Origin of the sequence: uncultured Pelagibacterium sp., from assembly GCF_963972885.1 — a bacterium.
Lineage (GTDB): Bacteria > Pseudomonadota > Alphaproteobacteria > Rhizobiales > Devosiaceae > Pelagibacterium > Pelagibacterium nitratireducens.
Map to the genome: position 1 here is coordinate 1 of NZ_CAXAXY010000059.1, position 19,096 is coordinate 19,096.

At 61.5% G+C, this 19,096-nt stretch carries 20 protein-coding genes and 1 pseudogene; 14 read left to right on the top strand and 7 right to left on the bottom strand.

Translation table 11 applies throughout. The features are described from left to right. Positions 1-54: 54 nt before the first annotated feature. Entirely contained in the window at positions 55-702 is a 648-nt protein-coding gene (locus AACZ55_RS10650; RefSeq protein ID WP_339645960.1) for a redoxin family protein, read from the bottom strand. 39 nt (positions 703-741) lie between these two features. Here AACZ55_RS10650 and argH point away from each other — a divergent pair, with 39 nt between their 5' ends. The 4 genes and pseudogenes from argH to AACZ55_RS10670 all read left to right on the top strand — a co-directional run. Further along, positions 742-2,124 (top strand): argininosuccinate lyase, encoded by a 1,383-nt coding sequence (argH, locus tag AACZ55_RS10655; RefSeq protein WP_339645961.1) that lies wholly within the window; start codon positions 742-744, stop codon positions 2,122-2,124. A 3-nt stretch (positions 2,125-2,127) separates the two neighbouring features. Beyond that, the gene (gene lysA, locus AACZ55_RS10660; protein WP_339645963.1) at positions 2,128-3,408 is read left to right on the top strand and encodes a diaminopimelate decarboxylase; all 1,281 of its coding nucleotides are present in this window, start codon (positions 2,128-2,130) and stop codon (positions 3,406-3,408) included. A gap of 300 nt (positions 3,409-3,708) precedes the next feature. Continuing rightward, positions 3,709-4,818, top strand: a complete 1,110-nt coding sequence (gene ampH / locus AACZ55_RS10665) for a D-alanyl-D-alanine-carboxypeptidase/endopeptidase AmpH (protein WP_339645965.1) — start codon at positions 3,709-3,711, stop codon at positions 4,816-4,818. Between the two features lie 86 nt (positions 4,819-4,904). Then, positions 4,905-5,102, top strand: a pseudogene (locus AACZ55_RS10670) (diaminopimelate decarboxylase); the annotation flags it as partial. A gap of 134 nt (positions 5,103-5,236) precedes the next feature. Here the strand turns inward: AACZ55_RS10670 and AACZ55_RS10675 are convergent. Together AACZ55_RS10675 and AACZ55_RS10680 are read right to left on the bottom strand one after the other, a co-directional pair. After that, positions 5,237-5,659, bottom strand: coding sequence for an MAPEG family protein (locus tag AACZ55_RS10675; protein WP_339645967.1), 423 nt, complete (start codon positions 5,657-5,659; stop codon positions 5,237-5,239). Between the two features lie 19 nt (positions 5,660-5,678). Further along, a complete protein-coding gene (locus tag AACZ55_RS10680; protein WP_339645969.1) occupies positions 5,679-6,413 on the bottom strand; it encodes an SDR family oxidoreductase in 735 nt (244 codons plus the stop codon). Between the two features lie 185 nt (positions 6,414-6,598). On the opposite strand from AACZ55_RS10680, the gene AACZ55_RS10685 reads away from it, so the two are divergent. From AACZ55_RS10685 to AACZ55_RS10700, 4 genes are all read left to right on the top strand, one after another. Beyond that, positions 6,599-7,534 carry a LysR substrate-binding domain-containing protein gene (locus tag AACZ55_RS10685; RefSeq protein ID WP_339645971.1) on the top strand — a complete coding sequence of 312 codons (936 nt, stop codon included), beginning with the start codon at positions 6,599-6,601 and terminating at the stop codon, positions 7,532-7,534. Between the two features lie 54 nt (positions 7,535-7,588). Beyond that, positions 7,589-7,957 carry a transposase gene (locus tag AACZ55_RS10690; RefSeq protein WP_339645973.1) on the top strand — a complete coding sequence of 123 codons (369 nt, stop codon included), beginning with the start codon at positions 7,589-7,591 and terminating at the stop codon, positions 7,955-7,957. After that, positions 7,954-8,301, top strand: a complete 348-nt coding sequence (tnpB, locus tag AACZ55_RS10695; protein ID WP_339645975.1) for an IS66 family insertion sequence element accessory protein TnpB — start codon at positions 7,954-7,956, stop codon at positions 8,299-8,301. The genes AACZ55_RS10690 and tnpB overlap by 4 nt, the downstream gene beginning before the upstream one ends. A gap of 79 nt (positions 8,302-8,380) precedes the next feature. After that, entirely contained in the window at positions 8,381-10,003 is a 1,623-nt protein-coding gene (locus AACZ55_RS10700; protein WP_339645977.1) for an IS66 family transposase, read from the top strand. Positions 10,004-10,240: 237 nt separating this feature from the next. Here the strand turns inward: AACZ55_RS10700 and AACZ55_RS10705 are convergent, their stop codons facing one another. Both AACZ55_RS10705 and AACZ55_RS10710 read right to left on the bottom strand, forming a co-directional pair. Continuing rightward, the gene (locus AACZ55_RS10705) at positions 10,241-10,645 is read right to left on the bottom strand and encodes a response regulator (protein ID WP_338608986.1); all 405 of its coding nucleotides are present in this window, start codon (positions 10,643-10,645) and stop codon (positions 10,241-10,243) included. A gap of 206 nt (positions 10,646-10,851) precedes the next feature. Beyond that, complete coding sequence (locus tag AACZ55_RS10710) at positions 10,852-11,718, bottom strand: zinc-ribbon domain-containing protein (RefSeq protein WP_339645979.1); 867 nt, start codon at positions 11,716-11,718, stop codon at positions 10,852-10,854. A gap of 152 nt (positions 11,719-11,870) precedes the next feature. Here AACZ55_RS10710 and ftsE point away from each other — a divergent pair, with 152 nt between their 5' ends. From ftsE to AACZ55_RS10730, 4 genes are all read left to right on the top strand, one after another. Further along, complete coding sequence (gene ftsE / locus AACZ55_RS10715) at positions 11,871-12,530, top strand: cell division ATP-binding protein FtsE (RefSeq protein WP_338608989.1); 660 nt, start codon at positions 11,871-11,873, stop codon at positions 12,528-12,530. Beyond that, positions 12,523-13,443, top strand: coding sequence for an ABC transporter permease (locus tag AACZ55_RS10720; RefSeq protein ID WP_338608990.1), 921 nt, complete (start codon positions 12,523-12,525; stop codon positions 13,441-13,443). The genes ftsE and AACZ55_RS10720 overlap by 8 nt, the downstream gene beginning before the upstream one ends. Before the next feature lie 23 nt (positions 13,444-13,466). After that, complete coding sequence (locus tag AACZ55_RS10725; RefSeq protein ID WP_339645981.1) at positions 13,467-14,276, top strand: lysophospholipid acyltransferase family protein; 810 nt, start codon at positions 13,467-13,469, stop codon at positions 14,274-14,276. Positions 14,277-14,525: 249 nt separating this feature from the next. Then, the gene (locus tag AACZ55_RS10730) at positions 14,526-14,867 is read left to right on the top strand and encodes a hypothetical protein (RefSeq protein WP_339645983.1); all 342 of its coding nucleotides are present in this window, start codon (positions 14,526-14,528) and stop codon (positions 14,865-14,867) included. Positions 14,868-15,063: 196 nt separating this feature from the next. Here the strand turns inward: AACZ55_RS10730 and AACZ55_RS10735 are convergent, their stop codons facing one another. Next, on the bottom strand, positions 15,064-15,501 hold the full coding sequence (locus AACZ55_RS10735) for a GNAT family N-acetyltransferase (protein ID WP_339645985.1): 438 nt from the start codon (positions 15,499-15,501) through the stop codon (positions 15,064-15,066). Between the two features lie 242 nt (positions 15,502-15,743). Then, positions 15,744-16,697, bottom strand: coding sequence for an ABC transporter substrate-binding protein (locus tag AACZ55_RS10740; protein WP_339645987.1), 954 nt, complete (start codon positions 16,695-16,697; stop codon positions 15,744-15,746). 217 nt (positions 16,698-16,914) lie between these two features. Between AACZ55_RS10740 and AACZ55_RS10745 the strand changes: the two genes are divergently transcribed. Both AACZ55_RS10745 and AACZ55_RS10750 read left to right on the top strand, forming a co-directional pair. Further along, complete coding sequence (locus tag AACZ55_RS10745; RefSeq protein ID WP_339645990.1) at positions 16,915-17,772, top strand: GGDEF domain-containing protein; 858 nt, start codon at positions 16,915-16,917, stop codon at positions 17,770-17,772. Positions 17,773-18,035: 263 nt separating this feature from the next. Then, positions 18,036-19,096 (top strand): helix-turn-helix transcriptional regulator (locus AACZ55_RS10750; protein WP_339645992.1); only part of this gene is annotated, 1,061 nt, incomplete at its 3' end.

Here is a 19,096-nt window from a genome sequence, read left to right on the forward strand (position 1 = left end):
GTGTGCGCCCGATCCCTCAATTTTTAGTAAGTAAAATTGCGGGAGGTGTCGCGGTCAGATGTCCAGCAGCGTTTCGATCACCGCGTGGCCGTCGGGGGTGTCCCAATGGGCGGGGCCCTGCAGAACGGCCAGTTCGCACCCTTCGTCATCGACAAGGATGGTTGCAGGCAGGCCCAGCGTGACCGCCTCGTTGCGCAGGCGTTCAAAGAGCTTGTAGCTGGGATCGGCGAAGAGTTTGAGATTTTGCGCGCCGATCTCCTCGAGAAACAGCGCGGCGGCGGTGGGGCCGTCGGCGCCGATATCGAGGCTGATGGCGACGACTTCGAAATCGTCCCCGCCATATTGCGCTTCGAGCGCATCAAGGAAGGGCATTTCCTCGCGGCAGGGCGCGCACCAGGTGGCCCAGAAATTGATGAGCAGCTTCTTGCCGGCGAAATCGGCGAGGGTGAGAGGATTGCCGTCCGCGTCCTCGAAGGCCAGATCGGAATAATCGCGCCATTGGGACGAGGGCAAAAGGGCGGCGAGCTCGCCGGTTGCGGCGTCGTCGATGGCCTTTGCCGCCTCGGCGCGCACCGGGCAGGTTGCAGCGTTGGCGCCGCCATTGCTAAGCCAGACGGCCACGGCTATACCTAGCGCCGCTGCGAAAAGGCCCGTGCCGACGATGATGGGGCGGGGTGATTTTCGCTTTTCGTCCTGATCCATAAACCTTCACTCGCAAATGTATTCAAGTAAGAGGCGCCGATGAGCAATCGCATGTGGGGAGGCCGGTTTTCGTCCGGCCCGGACGCCATCATGGAAGAGATCAACGCTTCTATCGGCTTCGACAAGCGCCTTTACAAGCACGACATCGCCGGATCGATAGCGCATGCGACGATGCTCGAGGCAGCCGGCATTCTGACGCGCGACGATAAGGACGCCATCATCTCGGGTCTAGAGACCGTTCGGGCGGAAATCGAGGCGGGTGCGTTCACCTTCTCGCGAGCGCTCGAAGACATCCACATGAATGTGGAAAGCCGACTAAAGGAGCTGGTGGGCGAGCCGGCGGGGCGGCTGCATACGGCGCGCTCGCGCAACGACCAGGTGGCGACCGATTTCAAGCTCTATGTGCGCGACGGGCTCGACATGCTGGCGGCGCAGGTCGAGACCTTGCAGAAGGTTCTGGTCGAGAAGGCCGAGGCCGAAGCGGGGACCGTCATGCCCGGGTTCACCCATCTGCAGAGCGCCCAACCGGTGACCTTCGGGCATCACATGCTGGCCTATGTGGAAATGCTCGAGCGCGACAAGGGGCGCCTGCTCGATGCGCGGGCGCGGCTCAATGAAAGCCCGCTGGGGGCGGCGGCGCTGGCCGGGACATCGTTTCCGATCGATCGGGAGATGACGGCAGAGGCGCTGGGGTTCGATCGGCCGATGGCCAATTCGCTCGATGCGGTGTCGGATCGCGATTTTATTCTCGAAACGCTTTCGGCGGCGTCGATCTGTGCGATGCACCTGTCGCGGTTGAGCGAGGAGCTGGTGATCTGGTCGTCGGCGCAGTTTGCGTTCGTCAAGCTTTCCGACAAGTTTTCGACCGGGTCTTCGATCATGCCGCAAAAGCGCAATCCGGACGCGGCGGAATTGATCCGGGCCAAGGTGGGGCGGATCTTTGCGGCGTTCACTTCGCTTTTGATGGTGATGAAGGGGCTGCCGCTGGCCTATTCGAAAGACATGCAGGAAGACAAGGAAATCGCCTTCGATGCGCTGGACAATTTCTCGCTGGCGCTGGCGGCGATGACCGGGATGATGGGAGATTTGACCGTCAACCGCGAGAAGATGGCGGCGGCGGCGGGGGCCGGGTTCTCGACGGCGACCGATCTTGCCGACTGGCTGGTGCGGGCGGCCAACGTGCCGTTCCGCGACGCGCACCATATCACCGGGCGCGCGGTGGCGGCGGCGGAAGCCAAGGGCTGCGGGCTGGAAGGGTTGACCATCGAGGATTTCAAGGACATCGACGAGCGGATCACCAGCCAGGTGTTCAAGGTGCTTGGGGTGGACAATTCGGTCAAGTCGCGGACCAGCTTTGGCGGCACGGCGCCGGCAAACGTTATGGCGCAGGTTGCGGGCTGGCGCGAGCGGCTGGGGATTTAACCGGTGCATCATTTTACCTATCGCGGCGGCTGGATGTTTGCCGAGGATGTGGATCTGACGGCGGTGGCCGAGGAGATCGGCACGCCGTTTTATTGCTATTCGCGGGCAACGTTCACCCGCCATATTGATGTGATGCTGGGGGCATTTGCGGGCACCGACACGCTGGTCGCCTATGCCATGAAGGCCAATTCCAACCAGGCGATGCTGGCGATTGCCGCGCAAAAGGGCATCGGGGCGGATGTGGTGTCGCTCGGCGAGCTCGAGCGGGCGCTGCGGGCGGGGATCCCGGCGGAGAAAATCATCTTTTCGGGCGTGGGCAAGAGCCGGGCCGAGATGCGGCGGGCGCTCGAAGTGGGAATCCTGTGCTTTAACGTCGAATCCGAGCCCGAGCTGGAGCGGCTCAACGCGGTGGCCGCCGAGATGGACAAGTTTGCGCCGGTTTCGGTGCGGATCAATCCCGATGTGGATGCGAAAACCCACGCCAAGATCTCGACGGGGAAATCGGAAAACAAGTTCGGCATCCCCTACGCGCGGGCCGAGGCGGTCTATGAGCGGATCGCGGCGTGCAAGAATTTGAAGGCGGTCGGCGTCGATATGCATATCGGCAGCCAGATCACCGAGCTCGAACCGTTCGACAACGCCTTTAAGCTGCTGGCCGAACTGGTCGGACGGCTGCGGGCGGCGGGGCATGACATCGGCCATGTCGATGTCGGGGGCGGGTTGGGGATACCCTACAGACAAGACAATTCACCCCCGCCCGATCCGGTGGAATACGCCAAGCTGGTGCGCCGGCACACCGATCCTTTGGGGTGCAAGGTGATCCTTGAGCCGGGCCGTTTGATCGCGGGCAATGCCGGGGTGATGGTGACGCGGGTCGAATATGTCAAAAAGACCGACAAGAAGAGCTTTGTCATCGTCGATGCGGCGATGAACGATCTGATCCGGCCCACGCTTTACGAAGCCCATCACGATATCCTGCCCATGCAGGAAGCGGGGGCTGCGACCATCCGCGCCGATATCGTGGGGCCGGTGTGCGAAACTGGGGATTATCTGGGGCTCGACCGGGAGATGGCCGAGGTGGCCGAGGGCGACCTTCTGGTCGTGATGAGCGCGGGCGCTTATGGCGCGGTGATGAGTTCGACCTATAACACCCGCCCGCTGATCGCCGAAGTGCTTGTCGATGGCGGCAAATGGCACACGGTGCGGCCACGGCAGACGCTGGATGAATTGATTGGGCTGGATTCTGTGCCCGAATGGGTAAAGGACGAGGCCGGGGCGACCTAGATACAGGCGTTACAGGGGTGGGCCGGCCAGCAGCCTAAGGGAGCGCCAAATCGCGATGGCCCCTTCGTGCTCGGGGGGCTATACCGGGGCCGATGCAGCCGGGTGTCAGGGAACCGGGCTGCTGTCGCGCTTTGCCTTTTTGCGGCCGGTGCTCCGCCCGTCAGAACGGCCCGGAATAATGCATCTGCGCCCAAGACAGCATTTTGTCGGCGGTCAGGGGTAAGACCGCAGCAGGGCCTGTCTAAACGTTAAGTTACTGTGCTTATCATGCCGGCTCCTGCCAGAAACTCGGAGCCTCTGATGAAACATATCCTCGCCGCCGCAACCGCTGCACTTCTTGTCTCGTCGCCTGCATTGGCCAATGATCCGCTGCTTGATGAGATGGTAGGGTTCACCGGCCAGATATTTCATCTCGACACCGGCGTGCCTGGAATGGTGATTGCCGCCGTTCGGAACGGCGAGAGTACGGTCTTCGGATTCGGCGAGGTCAGAACCGGCAGCGGCATCGAGCCCGATGGTGAAACCCAGATCGGCATCGGATCGATCACGAAAACCTTCACCGGCCTCGCGCTCGCTCGCCTTGCCGTCAGCGGCGATGTCGCGTTGACCGACCCCGCCGGGCCACTTCTTAGCGTTGTCGACACGCTCCCCGGATTTGACGGCCAGGAGATCCGGTTGATCGACATGGCCACGCACCGCAGCGGGCTGGCGCGCGAACTTGAACCGCGCGACGGCATTGAGAGGTATAGTGACGCCTCCTTCGCCGCCAATCTCGCGGGCGGTCCGCTGCTCTTTGCGCCTGGCGAAGGCATGTTGTATTCCAATGTCGCCTACGACCTTCTTGCGATGGCGCTCGCAGGGGCTTCCGGGATGGACTACGCCGATCTTGTTCAGGAAAAACTCCTCGACCCGATGGGAATGGCTTCCACCGGGTATCTTCGACCCCAGGGCGACAACGTCATGACCGGGTATGACTGGAATGGCGTCGAGATGGATCCCGGCGAACCGATCCCCAACCGGTTTGGCGCCTCCTCGCTCTATGCGACGGCCAATGACATGGTGAAATACCTTCACTGGAACCTCGATCGCTTCGATCAGGTCGATGCAGAGACCCGAGCCATAAGCCACGCGGCCTGGGCCATGCGCGACGGTCTGACCCCGGTGGCGGGAATGGATGAGTCCGGACATATGGATGCCATGGGTCTTGGCTGGGTGATCATGATGCCCGAAGGCGACCGACCGCTCATTATCCAAAAGGCCGGTGGCACTGACGGTGTTTTCAGTTACCTCGCGTTTGCGCCGTCGCGCGGCGTCGGTGTCTTCATCTCCATCAACCAGTTCGATTTTTCCGCCGCAACCGCAATGGCCAACGTCGCCAACCAGTTGATTGCCAGACTCGCGCCGCGTTGAGCCTCCCAAAGCGGCGGCAAGTGCCGATGCTGCAATCAGCGGGCACGTCCTTTGCGTGACGCGCGGGCCAGTTCGGGAAACCGGTGGGCAATCTCTTGGTGGTGATGAGCGCGGGCGCCTATGGCGCGGTCATGAGCTCGACCTACAACACCCGCCCGCTGATCGCTGAAGTGCTTGTCGATGGGGGGAAATGGCACACGGTGCGGCCACGGCAGACGCTGGATGAGTTGATTGGGATGGATAGTGTGCCGGTGTGGGTGAAGGATGGCGGTGGGGAGGCCTGAGCGGCCGGAAGTGTGCATTGTAGCGGGGTCGGTGGATGCGCCGGACGATGTGTCTGTCAGGCGATGGTTTTGCCAGCGATCGAGCGTAGGTAATCGTGGAGCTGGTTGGGAAAGGCGTTTGATACCCGCCCGGCCTATGCCAAGACCTCGACACCGAAGATAACCCACATGACCAGCAGCACGATATTGCTGGTCATGAAGACGGGTGTGCGCAAATAAAGCCGGTTGAGCGTCAGATGGATCAGGGCATGGGTCCAGCGCAACGCGACGTAGCACCAGCCCAGTCCGGCAAGCCAGGAATTCTCCACCGGAACCGCTATGGCGATCGCCGTGAGTGTGAAGAACAGCACCGGATATTCGAATTGATTGGCCAGTTGGCGCGTCGGGCGCGTCACCAAGGCCAATGTCGAGACGCCATCGAAGTCCTCGTAAAAGCGCAAGGAGCGCCCATTTCGCAGGATATCGAAACCGCGGCCGATCAGAATCGCCAATCCGGTCAACAGCGACAGCGCCACCAGTGCAAGCAGCTGGGCGACATAGATTTGCACTGGTGTCACGGCGTCGCTCCCTCTCCGATCAGACCTGGGTCAAGCCGCCATCGACACACAGGTCGATGCCGGTGATGAAGCTGGAATCCTCGGACGCCAGGAAGAGGGCGGCGGTTGCGATTTCGCGTGACCGACCGAAGCGCCCGAGCGGTACCATGGCCGTCAATGCATCCTTCCAGTCCTGCGGCGCCGGCCGGGTGAACGGGGTGTCGATCGGGCCGGGACTGATGACATTGACGCGGATAGCGCGATCCTTGAGTTCCATTGTCCAGCCGCGGGCAAAGGCGCGCACAGCCGCCTTGCTGGCGCTGTAGACGCTGGCGCCGGACATGCCCTTCAGATGGGCGATGGAACTGTTGAGGATGATCGAGCCGCCGTCGCGAAACAGCGGCAGGGCTTTCTGCACCGTGAACAGCAAGGCCTTCACGTTGACATTTAAGGTATGATCGACCAGTTCGGGCGATACGCTTGCCAGCGGCTCGCCCATATGCCCGGCGCCGGCGCTGCCAAACAGTATGTCGATATGACCCTTCTCTGCCTTGACGGTGGCAAACAGGCGATCAAGATCGGCGGTGTCGGAGACGTCGCCCTGAATGCCGGTGACGTTTTCCCCGATATAGGCGACGGCAGCATCGACGGCGTCCTGGCGCCGGCCGGTCACGAAGACATAGGCGCCTTCTTCGACGAAGACCTTTGCCGTTTCCAATGCCATTCCCGAGGTTCCCCCGGTGATGACGGCGATTTTTCCACTCAGCCTGGACATTTGGTCTCTTTCTTTGGTTGCATACCCGGTTGATGGCCGGGAATGCTCCTTACTTACGGACTGCTCGGGGATTTCCAATTCAGGCAAGATGAATAGCTCAAATTCCGATCGGGAATATTAGTCTTCCCTTGCATTCCGTATTATGCTTTTGGCATTTGATATCGGCAAATGGAGAGAAGGCGGCAATGAACCAGCTCAGAAGGATGCGCCTGTTCGTGCGCACCGTGGAAACCGAGAGCTTTTCTCGTGCCGGGAAGGCGGAGAGCGTCGCGCAGTCAACTGTCAGCAAGGAAGTCGCAGCGCTGGAAGCCCATTTGGGCACGTTGCTGATCCGGCGCAGTTCGCGCGGGCTGAGCGTGACCGACAAGGGCCAGGAATTCTACGATTTCGCCGTCGGCATGCTGGGGGATCTGGAAACCGCGGAAGCGCGCATCCGCTCGGGCGAAGTCACCGCGGCTGGACGTCTGCGGGTGACGTGTTCGCCCGTATTTTCCAACCGGCTGATTGCGCCGCGCCTGCCGGCCCTATTTCAAAGATATCCAGACCTGACGATCGATCTGGAGGTGTCGGAGCGCTACGTGAGCCTGATCGAGGATGGTGTCGACGTCGCGATCCGCATTGGCGAATTGCCCGACTCCAGCCTGCTCGCGCGTCAGATCGGCTGCGTGGAAGCGGTGGTGGTCGCCGCCCCTGCCTACCTGGCCGAGCATGGTACACCCACTGATCTCGATGAGCTGGCCAGTCACAGCTGCCTGCCCTTCACCTTCCAGGGCAATTCCAAGACATGGAAGTTCCAGGGCCCGGACGGCCCGATAGTCGTGACACCGTTCGGTCCGCTCCGCACCAATGACCCCGAAAGCGTCCACGCGGCCGTGCTGGCCGGGATGGGGCTGGCGCAGGGGCCAAGCTGGATGTTTGCCAGTGATATCGCGGCCGGCAGGCTCGTTTCGGTGCTGGAAGACTTTAGGCCGCGCCTCTACCCCATACAGGCCGTCAGTTCCACGACACGCCGCATGACAGGGGCGATCAAGGTGTTTGTCGATTTCGTCGCCAGCCTGCTCAAGGACGAGCGTAATCGGCCGCTTTGTACCGCCTTCCGCTTGGCGCCTGCTGACGTGTAATGACCGTCGTTATTGGCGTCGTTTTTGACGTCAGCAACGAAGCGGCGGGATTTCATGCGCTATGAGGTGATGACGGGGGTTGAGCGTCGGCGGCGCTGGTCGGATGAAGAGAAGTTTTCGATCCTTGGCGCGGTTGGCATTGATGGCGAGACCGTCGCCAGTGTTGCGCGCCGGCACGATATCACCCGCCAGCACATCTACCAGTGGCGGCGCGAGATGCGCCGCAAGGGCATGATGAGCCATCGCGATCCCATGTTGGTGCCGGTAGAGATCGCCGAGGATGCGGCTCCCGATACTGTTGATCATTCCGGTCCGGTCGATCACGTCGAGCTGGTTCTCACCAACGGCCGGAGCATCCGGGCGCGAGCGACGATGAACGAGAGGCAATGGATGCGTCTGATCCGGATCGCGGAGGCTGTATGATCGGGCCAGGCACGGGCGTGCGGGTCTATCTGGCTTGTGGCGTCACAGATATGAGGAAGGGGATCTCGGGTCTTACCGCGATCGTTCAGGACCAGTTGCGGCACAAGCCTGCCAGTGGATCGGTCTTTGCGTTTCGTGGTCGGCGCGGCGACAGGATCAAGATCCTCTATTTTGATGGCCAGGGGTTCTGTCTCTATTACAAGATTCTCGAGAAGGGGCGCTTTCCCTGGCCCTCTCCAGCCGATGGGACAGCCCGTTTGACGCCGGCGCAACTGGCCATGCTCTGGGAGGGGATCGACTGGCGGCGGCCCAGCTGGGGTGCGCCGCCGCAGAGATTTTCCTGATCGTTTTGTCGCATTATCTTACTGTTTTTGCGTGATGATTCTGGTGCAAGATACCAGATTCTGCTAGGGTTTGCTCATCATGACGAGCCCTGCCGAACACCAGTCTGATGACCTTGACGCGCTGCGCGCGATCATCGCCGCACAAGCCAGTCAGATCCAGGAACTCTCCCGATCCAATCGCGCCTATGAAGCGCTGGTCGATGCCCTTCGGGTTCAGATCGTGCGGCTTAAAAAGCAGAAGTTCGGCGCCTCCTCGGAGAAAGTGGCACGCAACATCGAACAACTCGAACTGGCCCTTGAGGGGCTCGAGGTTGCCAGAGCCGCGATCGACAGGAGTGCTGATGAGGATGAGGCCGTTGCACCGCCTCAGAAGACCGCTTCTTCCCGTCGTCGTGGCAAGCCGGCTCTGAGCGAGCACGTTCTCACCGAGCGTCGCACCCTTGATCCCGGCTCAGAATGCCCCGACTGCGGCGGCGAACTGCGCTTGGTGGGTGAAGACGTCTCCGAGATCCTCGATCTGGTTGCCGCGCAGCTCAAGAAAATCGAGATCGCCCGGCCCAAAAAGTCCTGCCGTAGATGCGAAGCCATGGTGCAGACGCTGGCACCGACCCGCCCGGTGGCCCGCGGCATGGCAGGCCCGGGGCTGCTGGCTCACATTCTGGTCAGCAAGTACGACGATCATCTTCCCCTCTATCGCCAGGGGGAGATCTTTAACCGCATGGGCGCCGATATTCCGCGCTCGACACTGATTGACTGGTGCGGCCAGGCGGTCGGTGTGCTCAAGCCACTGGTCTCGCGCATTCGCGACCATGTCTTTGCCGCCGATCGGCTCCATGCCGACGATACTCCGATCAGAGTTCTCGATCCCAAGGTGGCGATCGCTTCGGGCGGCGCTAAACGCGCGGTCAAGATGGGCCGCATATGGGTCTATGTCCGCGATGATACACCCTTTGCAGGCGATGACCCGCCAGCTGCCGCCTATCTGTTCTCGCCCGATCGCAAAGGCGAGCACCCACAATCGCATCTGGCCGGGTTCTCCGGAATTCTGCAGGCCGATGCCTATTCGGGGTTTGGAGCACTCTACAAACCAGATCCCATGACTGGCGCGACGAAGATCCGCGAGGCGTCGTGCTGGGCGCATCTGCGGCGCGATTTCCACGACGAATGGACGTCGAGCAAATCCCCCATTGCGCTCGAAGCCATCAATCGCGTCGGCGTGCTCTACGATATCGAGCGTCGTATCACTGGATGTTCGGCCCACGAGCGCCTTGCTGTCCGGCAGGCCGAGAGCAGACAGGTCGCCGAGGCTTTCAAGCGCTTTGCCGAAGATCAGCTCGACCGCATCTCGGGCAAAAGCGACGTGGCCAAGGCCTTCCGCTACGCTCTTAAGCGCTGGGCGTCGTTCACCCTGTTCCTTGAGGATGGGCGCGTGGCGATCGACAACAACCCGGCCGAGCGGGCAATCAGGCCCATTGCAATCGGAAGAAAGAATTTTCTATTCGCCGGCTCCGATGCGGGCGGGGAAATACTCGCCGATGCGATGACCGTCATTGAAACCGCCAAGCTCCACGGCCTCAATCCCCAGGCCTACCTCGCCGATATCCTGGGTCGCATCAACGATCACAAGATCAATGCCCTCGACGAATTACTGCCCTGGAACTGGCGACCAGCCGAAATAGCCCCGATCGTCGCTGCGGCCTAAACCGCCCGGTTACGGACGAGCCACACCTGCGCTTGCGATAGCGTAAGCCGTCCGGCGGGTGAGGGTGAATACCGCCGGAGCTGTGGTGCCCTGTCTTTTGGGACTGCCTTCGCCTCGATCAATGGAACAAGACAATCCCCGCCTCGCGTTTTCCCGCCACCGCGATTTTGGGATCTGGCCCGGCACCGGCAAGATACCAGCATAAGTGGGCTGCCCGCCAGATAATTGCGGCGAGGTTTACAGCGCCGAGCGTGCCAGCGGAATGATCTCGGCAGGCTTGCCCGCCAGGGCGTCGTCGACTTTTTCGATCAGTTGGGCGAGCGAGAAGGGTTTGCCCAGGACGTCGTAGATCAGGGCGTCGAGGCCGTGGGCGCGTTCGCGTTGGTCGGCAAAGCCGGTCATTAACAGGATGGTCATGGCGGGGTATTGGGCGCCGATGGCCAGCGCCAGACCGATGCCGTCCATGACGGGCATCTTGATGTCGGAGACCAGAAGATCGAAATTGCCGTTGTGCTCATTGGCGATTTCGAGGGCGAGGCCGCCGTCGGAGGCGTCGATCACCTCGTGGCCGCTCATTTCGAGGGCGCGGGTCACAAAGGCGCGGACATTGTCGTCGTCTTCGGCCACCAGTATGCGTGCCATGGGGCTCTACCCTTATTCTTCGGAGCCGTGATCGGCTCCCAGTCCTTGTTTTGTCGCGCTTCCGAACCGGATAAGTGGTAACCACTTATCCTGGAAACACTCTCTAGAGCCGTTCAGGATTTGATTGAATCAAATCCTTGGCTCTAAGCCCTTTTTTTGTCGCGTGTCCGAACCGCAAAACCGTTTCCACTTTTGCTGGACACGCTCTAGCGTTCCGCCGCCGCGCCGTTGGCGCCGTCGACAAAGCTCAGTCTTATGTTTGTCACGCCTTGCGGCGGTCCGATCAGTTGCGCGTCGATGGCCAGCGTATCGCCGGGCAGGACGTTGCGGGTGGCCGGGGTCACCGTCCATTCGTAAACAATGGCGCCGGCGCCATCGAGCAGGCTCACCAGCACCGATGGCACGTAAGTTATGCGATTCGTGATGTTGGAAATCTTAGCGTTGACGATAATGGCGGGGTTTCCATCCTGCGTGGTTCGCAAAGTCTTAATTTCGGTAAAATCAAGTCCGATGACATTTGTTCCCAGCCCCACGAGGCGATAGAGCCCGTCAAGCTGGGGAACGGCCGAGACGATTTCGGTGCGCAGGGTGAAGGCTGAGATCAGGGCCGCGACGATGAACACCACCAGCGCGATGCGGAAACAACGCCGGAAGCGGGCGATGGGGTGGGCGGCCAGCATGCCGTTGCGGCGGCGGGCCAGAGCTTCGATGCGGGCCCGATTGCCGGCTGTGTCGATGGAGGGAAGCGGGTGGTGGGCAGCTGTTTCCGGCCGGGGTTCGGTGGGTGCTTCATCGTCAGGGGCAGGGGTGCCGGGCGCTGCCTGGGCGCGCAAAAACGAGGCGTCGAGGAGCTCTTCGTCGGCCGCGGAAAACAGCGTATCGGCATCGGCGCGAAAGACCAGCTCGTCGTCGGAGGGTTCGGGATCGGGGCGCGGGACAGAGGGGTTGGGAAAGCTCGGCGTTGCATACCAGAGTTCGGAACACGCGGCGCACTGGACCTGCCGGCCGGTTGCGCTGAGCGCATCGGAGCCGAGCTTGTAGCGCGTCTGGCAATTGGGGCAGGTGATGATCACGCGCGAGGGACCGAACGGGTTGAGCGAAAAATCTTTGCCCCGACCCTAAGGGGGTCGGGTTAAAACTCTTGAAACGCCGCCATGATGGGGCCATTGGGGGGTGATGGCTGGTAGGATGACAGCCAGTCAGGTGATTCGCGGAGAAAAGCGGTTTGATCGCGTTCGAAAATGTGGGCCTTCGATACGGACACGGGCCGGAAATCTTAAAAGATCTGACCTTTGCGATCTCGCCGGGCTCGTTTCATTTTCTCACCGGGCCGTCGGGGTCGGGCAAGACCTCGCTTTTGCGGCTGTTGCTGCTCTCGCTCAAACCGACGCGGGGGTCGGTTTCGATGTTCGGGGAAGACGTTTCCGCGCTCGACCGCGACAGGCTGTTGCAGATGCGGCGCCATATCGGGATCGTTTTTCAGGAATTTAGGCTGCTCGATCATCTCACCACGTTTGAAAATGTCGCCCTGCCGCTGCGGGTGCGCGGGCAGGCGGAAGCGAGCTATCGCGGCAATGTTGAAGAACTGCTCGACTGGGTGGGGCTGGGCGACCGGATGGACGCGCATCCGGCGGTGCTTTCGGGCGGGGAAAAGCAGCGCGCGGCGATTGCCCGGGCGGTGATCGGCAATCCCGACATCCTTTTGGCGGACGAGCCGACGGGCAATGTGGACCCCGAGCTGTCCGAGCGGCTTTTGCACCTGTTCGAACAGCTCAACAGGATGGGCACGACGATTATCCTGGCGACCCATGAGGTGGCGTTGCTGGACAAATTCGACTATCCGCGCATGTTGCTCACCGAGGGGGAGCTGACCATCCATGAGTGAGGGGTTAAGGCTCAATTTTTCCCGTCCCAACCCGATCGTTCCGGCGCAGTCGGTGGCGGGGCGCACGCTGATGCTTTTGATCGGCATCATGACGTTTTTGTCCTGCGTGACGTTCGGCGGCGTGCTGCTGGTGCAGAAATCGGCGCTGGGCTGGTCGGCCGAAGTGGGGCGCGAGCTGACCATTCAGGTGCGCCCGCTCGATGGGGAAGTGATCGAGTCCAACCTGCGGCTGGCCGTCTCGCTCTCGGAAGCGGTTCCGGGTGTGGCGAGCGCGCGGGTGGTGTCGATCGAGGAAAGCGAAGAGCTGCTGGCGCCATGGCTGGGCGAAGGGCTGGACCTGTCCGATCTCGCCGTTCCGCGGCTGGTGATCGTGCAATTGGCCGATCCCAATGCGGCCGATATATCGCGGCTTGAAAGCGAGATTGCGGCCATTCCCGGGGCGACGCTGGAAACCCATGCCGCCTGGCGGGTGCAGCTCAACACGATGGCCGGAACCATCGTTGTATCGGGAATACTGGTTCTGGCGCTTATCCTTGTGGCAACGGCGCTGGCCATCGTCTTCGCGACGCGGGGCACGATGTCGACCAACCGGGAAATCGTCGACGTGCTCCATTTCATCGGGGCGTCCAACAAGTTCATCGCCGGGGAATTTCAGGGGCGGTTCCTGTTGCTCGGGCTCAAGGGCGGACTGGTCGGCGGGCTGGCGGCGATCGTGTTTTTCATCGTGGCGGGCACGGCGATGAGCACTGTGGTGCCCGAGCAATCGAGCGCGCAGCTGGGGGTTCTGTTCGGGCAGTTCGCGCTGGGGATCAGCGGCATATTGGGGATCATCGGCGTGGTGCTGGTGATTGCCGGGCTGACGGCGATCACCTCGCGCTTGACGGTGCGGCGGTTTCTCTCCCAGATATCTTAGTCTCCAAGGCGGGAAACAGCGCCATGATCGTTCAGGCTATCCGCTCGGCAGTGTTCTATCTGTTCTTTTTCGTTCACACGTTCATCCTGGCGATCATTATCGGGCTGATGGCCAGGCTGACGCCGAACCTGAAATCGACGGGGTGGAGCCTGGCGCAATACTGGAACGGGGCGAACCTTTTTTTCCTGCGCTGGCTGGTGGGGATCAGGACCGAGGTGACGGGGATGGACAACATCCCGCAAGGCGGGTGCATCATCGGGGCCAAGCACCAGTCGGACTGGGACATCTTTGCCATGCTGCCCCATGTGGGCCGTCCCGCGTTCATCGCCAAAAGAGAACTGCTCGACATTCCGTTGTTTGGCTGGGCGGCGCGGTGGATGGATACGATCTCGGTCGACCGCAAGCGGGGCAAGGATGCGCTGCCGGCCATGACCCAGGAGGCAAGAGAGGCGCTCGATAAGGGCTGCCGCGTCATCATATTCCCCGAGGGCACGCGAAGGGCGCCGCTCGACACGCCGGCCTATCGCTCGGGGATCGTGCGGATGTATCTGGCGATGGACGTTCCGGTGGTGCCGGTGGCGCTGACCTCGGGGCTTTACTGGGGGCGCAACAGCCTGGTCTTGTGGCCCGGAACGGCGCGGGCGAAATTTCTCGAGCCGATCATGCCGGGGCTGTCCGGCGAACAATTCTTGAAAACCCTGATCGCGCGCATCGAGACCGAGACCAATGCCATGGTGCTCGAAGACGCGCGCAAGGGACTGGCCCGGCCCATTTCCCCGCGGCTTCGCGCCCGGATCAACGAACTCGAAGCGCAATCGGGTACCGCATCCTGACCGAACGCAGTTCCGGGCGATTTTTACCGTCGAAACGCGATAGGTTGTGTTTTGCCGCAATCGGGACACAATATCTTGACATCGTTTGTAGGCAATGGGACGATTTGGGCGTGCATGGGATTGACGTTTCGTTCAATTTGTTCTAATTTTGTTCTTATTAGATCGGTTGTCCCAAAGGGGCTGGCGATCGCCAGATGAATTTTCCGCCTTTTGGGGGCGGGACAGCGCAGGCCGTTTTCGAGGGTGGCCATGATCGGATTGGACAGCATTACCGAAACAGGCAGCGGCGAGGCGGCGAGCGTCCTTTGGACGGGACGGTCGGGCCGGCGCTATCTGATGGAGCGCGAGCGGGAGGCCGGGGTCGCCATGGCGCCGAGCCGTCTCTATGCGCTCGAGAACAATGGGGTGATCGGCTGGGCCGGCACGGCCGAGGACCTGATCGGCGATCACCGGGCGCGCGAGAAGTTTCGTCGGCTGAGCGCGGGCGGAGCGAGCATGCTTTCCCTTGTTGCGCCGCGTGATCCGCTGGCGGTGATGACGCTTGTGTGGGACCTCGAAGGCAGCCGCCGGGCGCTGGGGCGGGCGGCGTAACCTTAGAGCCGTTCAGGATTTGATTGACTCAAATCCTTGGCTCCAAGCCCTTGTTTTGTCGCGTGTCCGAACCGTAAAGCCGTTTCCATCCCCGATCGCGTCGAGGACATGCTTTTGCTGGACACGCTCTAGGGTCGGGGCGGCGATTGGCCGGCTTTGATGCCGGTGCGGGGGCAGGGTAGCGCGTTGTCGGGCCCTACCGAACCAGTTCGTAATCGATAAATCCCTGTTCCGAGGGTTTTGCGGTGGGTGTAAAACCCAGCCGGGCCAGAAGGCGTGCGCTCGACTCATTGCCGTGTTGAACGCCGGCGAAAAAGCGCGAAACTGGCGCAAATCGCGTGAATTCGAGCATGGCCTTCAAGGCCCTTGTCGCAATGCCGCGCTGGCGAAGGCGCGGATCAACCACGATGGCAAAGCTGGCGCTGGCATCGGCATAGACTTCGACGTCCAGCAGGGCGACAGGACTTCCCTCGATCGAGGCGATCAGCCCGTGCCTGTTGGTGTCGGCTTTTGCCAGCAGCAGGGTGTTCTCGGCCCAGTCGCGGCCACCCAACCATCTCCGGGTCACCGGATCGTCGAACCAAGGCGCGATCTGTGGCAGATGGCCTTGGCACAGGACTTGGAGATCGTGCATCGAGTTTGCCCAAAGCCTGGTTTTGCCGTCGGATCGAACCAAGGAGGCACAGCCTTTTCCGGCTCCGCTCCAGAGTCAATCTTTCACAGAGCCACTCGTTCTGAAAGACGCCTGGATCAAATCCGGTATCGGCTATCGCGGCCCGATCCAAGTCCTTGTTTGCTCGCGCGTTGCGAACTTCAAGACCGCTTCCATCCCCGATCGCGTCGAGGACATGCTTTTGTTGGACGCGCTCCGTGACCCTAAGAGATGACTTTCCTGGCCGTCCTGAGAACGTTGAGAATGGGTCCATAGGCCTGGGCATAGCCGAGATAGCTATAGGGCGGCTGGTAGCGCCAGACGGGATAGACCTGCCCGGCGGCGACTGCGGGCAGGCGAGTCCAGGTTGGGATATGATCGAGCTGAGGGATGCCGCCGCGATCGTCTGTCAGGATTATGTCGGCGGGATAGTCGATAATCCGCTCCCAGCTCAAATCCTGCATTCCGCCATCGACAATTTCGATGCCCAATTGGGAGAGGTAGGCCAGATCGGGGAACTCCGGCCCGCTCGACATCGCGAAAACCGAGGTATCCCCGGGGGCGGCGACGAGGATTTTCAGATCGGGTTTTTCGGCCGCGGTTTGCCGGAGCGCGGCGACAATCTGTTCGAAATCGGCGCGTCCCACCTCGAGCGCCGTGGAGGCGCCCAGAGCGCGGGCGAGTTCGCGATGGCGTTCGATTCCGGCCTCGACGGGAAGATCGCCACGCAGCGCGAGTATTGGAGCGATGCTTTCAAGGCGCTCCTGGTCGGCGGTATCGCCACCGATGCCCCACACCACCCCATCGCCGGTGACATGGGTGAGGATGAGGTCGGGCTCGGCTGCGAGGACGGCCTCGAAATTCCAGCCATCCACAGCGCTTTTCAAGACCTTGACCGCGCTCATGTCCACGCCCGCCTGCGCGAGCCCAGGCAGGGCCGCCGGTTCGCGATGGGCGATCAGGCCGATGGGATGGATGCCGTAGGGCCAAAGGGTGGTGAGAACGGGATAGGATGCGGCGATTCTGACCGGGCGGTGCGGCAGGGAAATTTCGATATCCCGGTCATCGACAAACCGCCATCCACCATTCTGGGCTGCGGCTGGAATCGGGGTGAGCGCGGATGCAAGCAGCAGACCTGTGGAACCGGACAGGAAGGTGCGGCGATCAAACGGTGTCATGGGGCTGCTCCCAGCATTAATCTCATGCCAGTAAAATTATATGATCATTATTGTCAAGTATTGTTGCATGTCGCTGTAATGATGGCGGCAGCCGATCAGTCAGCCGGAAAAACCCTCCTATTGTCGGGCTTGCTCGTCCTGGCCAACATTGCTGCGCTAAACTGGTCGTGATGGATCCGTAATGAAGCGCTAACTTTTGCTGACGTAGGGAGCAGCAATGGAGATAGCGCTCACGGAAAGAACGATGATGTATGTCGATGATATCCTGCTTGTCATCGGGATCGGGCTGCATCTGCTTGCCCTGGGCACGGTGCGGTCGATCACCGGCCTGCTGGGCAGATCGAGCGCATTGCGGCGTCATTGGATGTGGCTTGGTGCGGTCATCACATCCTTTGCCATAGGCTATGTGGCGCTGATCGTTCTGTGGGAAGGGCGGGCGCTGGTCGCCAACGATCTGGTGGCGCTGATGCTGCTGCTGGCCGGTGCCTTCACCATGGCGGTGACGCGATTGTCATTCATCACCACCAGCGATGTCGTGCGGATCGCCAAGCTCGAACGCGACGCCATCGAGGATCCGCTGACCGGCATCTACAACCGGCGCTATCTCGAGAACAAACTCGAAGAGGAGGTCGGCCGCTCGACACGGCTCAATACACCCCTCTCGGCCATGATGATCGATCTCGATCATTTCAAGCATGTCAACGACACCTACGGCCATGAGGTCGGCGACCAGGTGCTGCGCCATGTCTGTTCGCTGATTGTGTCTTCGGTCCGGCCCGGCGACAGCGTCGTGCGCTATGGCGGCGAAGAGTTTGTCGTTCTGGCGCCCAACTGCCCGGCCGGGGACGCTTCGGTCCTGGGCGAGCGGATGCGCGAAAAGATCGCCAGATCCAGGCTCAGCCTGCCGGGCGGGCAGGATCTGACGGTGACCGCCAGTATCGGGGTGTCCTCGTTGACGACGGACAGTTCAGGGGCGGAAATGCTGCGGGCGGCCGATATGGCGCTCTATAGGGCCAAGCGCGAGGGACGTAACCGGCTCTGCATTGCCACGGCCGGCAGCCCGGCTCCTGCCTGAACGGTTTTTGCGGCCTGACGGGCGCGCAGCGCGGCTGTCGAACGATGCCGGTTCATGCGGCATGGCTGGATGCTTGCGACCCGTGGGGCGCACATCAGTTGTCGGTTGGAGGCAGTAAATTTTCACGGAGTAATAGCGCCTGGCCGTGGCCGACTAAACAGCGGAGCCTTTGTGGTCGCGATGTCAATACTGTTCCGGGTTTGCCAGCTACAGTGAAATGCTTTTAAATACAAATATGTGAGGGGCTTTTTGGGAGTCGGGGCATGTTGCCTGAGGGTGTTCGTGCCGCTATTGACGGACTTTATGAGGCCGGGTTCGAGCGCGGGCTTTGGCAGGCGGGGCTGGCGCAATTGTGCGATGCGATCGGGGCGGATTCGGCCATCACCGTGCCACGGGTGGCGGCGGAGGACACGATCAACCTGCCGTTTTCGTCCGATCTTGCCGAGTTTGCCGAGCGCTTTGTCGTCGATGGATGGCATCTCGATGACTATCGGGCCAAGCGCGGCTGGCCGCGGACCGACCGGGGGCAGACCATCGTCCTCGAGCAGGATATCGCGACCGAGGACGTTCACAGCGATAACCCCTACTATCAGGAACTGATGCTGCCTTTCGACAAGAAATGGTGGGGAGGGATCACTTTCAATACGCCCGAGCGTCAGTATGTGCTGTCGGTGTTTCGCGGCGAAAAAGCGGAAATGTTTTCCGAAGAGGACCGTCGGCTTTTCGGGGTCGTTTCAGGTCATCTGGCGCGGGTCGTGACGACGGCCGAGCGCGTGGGCTGGGTGCAGACGACGCTGGGGCTGGGCATGCTCGATGCGCTGGACGAGGCCGCGATCCTGCTCGACAGCCAGGGCCTCGTGATCGAGATGACACGCGGCGCCGAGCGGTTGATGGGGGACAGTCTGACGGTGCTTGGCCGCACGGTGACATCTTACAATCGGGCGGTGGCCCGCTCCGTTTCGGCGGCCATAAAGAAGGTGGTTGCCCAAGGGCCCGACGAATCGGGGCCGCTGCGTATCGAACGACCCGGCCAGCGTCCATTGCTGCTCGATGTGCTGCCGGTGCCAAACCGGTTTGACGGCGTGTTCTTTTTTGCGCGGTTCATCGTTTTGCTGACCGATCTCGACCGTCAGCCTCTGCCCAGTGCCGCGCTGCTCAAAAGGGCGTTCGGGCTTACTCCGGCCGAAGCCCGGATTGCACTTGAACTTACGTCCGGTCTGAGCCTGACAGAGGCGGCGGAGAAATGCGGGATGGGCCGGGAAACGGCCAAGACGCATCTCAATTCCATATTTTTCAAGACCGACACCAACCGGCAAAGCGCTCT

What these genes read in the sequence shown, in the direction of transcription:
- AACZ55_RS10745 (WP_339645990.1), top strand. Translation starts at nt 16,915, where the DNA reads ATGGAGATAGCGCTCACGGAAAGAACGATGATGTATGTCGATGATATC.
- AACZ55_RS10685 (WP_339645971.1), top strand. Translation starts at nt 6,599, where the DNA reads ATGAACCAGCTCAGAAGGATGCGCCTGTTCGTGCGCACCGTGGAAACC.
- argH (WP_339645961.1), top strand. Translation starts at nt 742, where the DNA reads ATGAGCAATCGCATGTGGGGAGGCCGGTTTTCGTCCGGCCCGGACGCC.
- AACZ55_RS10705 (WP_338608986.1), bottom strand. Translation starts at nt 10,645, where the DNA reads ATGGCACGCATACTGGTGGCCGAAGACGACGACAATGTCCGCGCCTTT.
- AACZ55_RS10730 (WP_339645983.1), top strand. Translation starts at nt 14,526, where the DNA reads ATGATCGGATTGGACAGCATTACCGAAACAGGCAGCGGCGAGGCGGCG.
- AACZ55_RS10680 (WP_339645969.1), bottom strand. Translation starts at nt 6,413, where the DNA reads ATGTCCAGGCTGAGTGGAAAAATCGCCGTCATCACCGGGGGAACCTCG.
- AACZ55_RS10720 (WP_338608990.1), top strand. Translation starts at nt 12,523, where the DNA reads ATGAGTGAGGGGTTAAGGCTCAATTTTTCCCGTCCCAACCCGATCGTT.
- AACZ55_RS10740 (WP_339645987.1), bottom strand. Translation starts at nt 16,697, where the DNA reads ATGACACCGTTTGATCGCCGCACCTTCCTGTCCGGTTCCACAGGTCTG.
- tnpB (WP_339645975.1), top strand. Translation starts at nt 7,954, where the DNA reads ATGATCGGGCCAGGCACGGGCGTGCGGGTCTATCTGGCTTGTGGCGTC.
- AACZ55_RS10700 (WP_339645977.1), top strand. Translation starts at nt 8,381, where the DNA reads ATGACGAGCCCTGCCGAACACCAGTCTGATGACCTTGACGCGCTGCGC.
- AACZ55_RS10690 (WP_339645973.1), top strand. Translation starts at nt 7,589, where the DNA reads ATGCGCTATGAGGTGATGACGGGGGTTGAGCGTCGGCGGCGCTGGTCG.
- AACZ55_RS10735 (WP_339645985.1), bottom strand. Translation starts at nt 15,501, where the DNA reads ATGCACGATCTCCAAGTCCTGTGCCAAGGCCATCTGCCACAGATCGCG.
- AACZ55_RS10650 (WP_339645960.1), bottom strand. Translation starts at nt 702, where the DNA reads ATGGATCAGGACGAAAAGCGAAAATCACCCCGCCCCATCATCGTCGGC.
- ampH (WP_339645965.1), top strand. Translation starts at nt 3,709, where the DNA reads ATGAAACATATCCTCGCCGCCGCAACCGCTGCACTTCTTGTCTCGTCG.
- AACZ55_RS10725 (WP_339645981.1), top strand. Translation starts at nt 13,467, where the DNA reads ATGATCGTTCAGGCTATCCGCTCGGCAGTGTTCTATCTGTTCTTTTTC.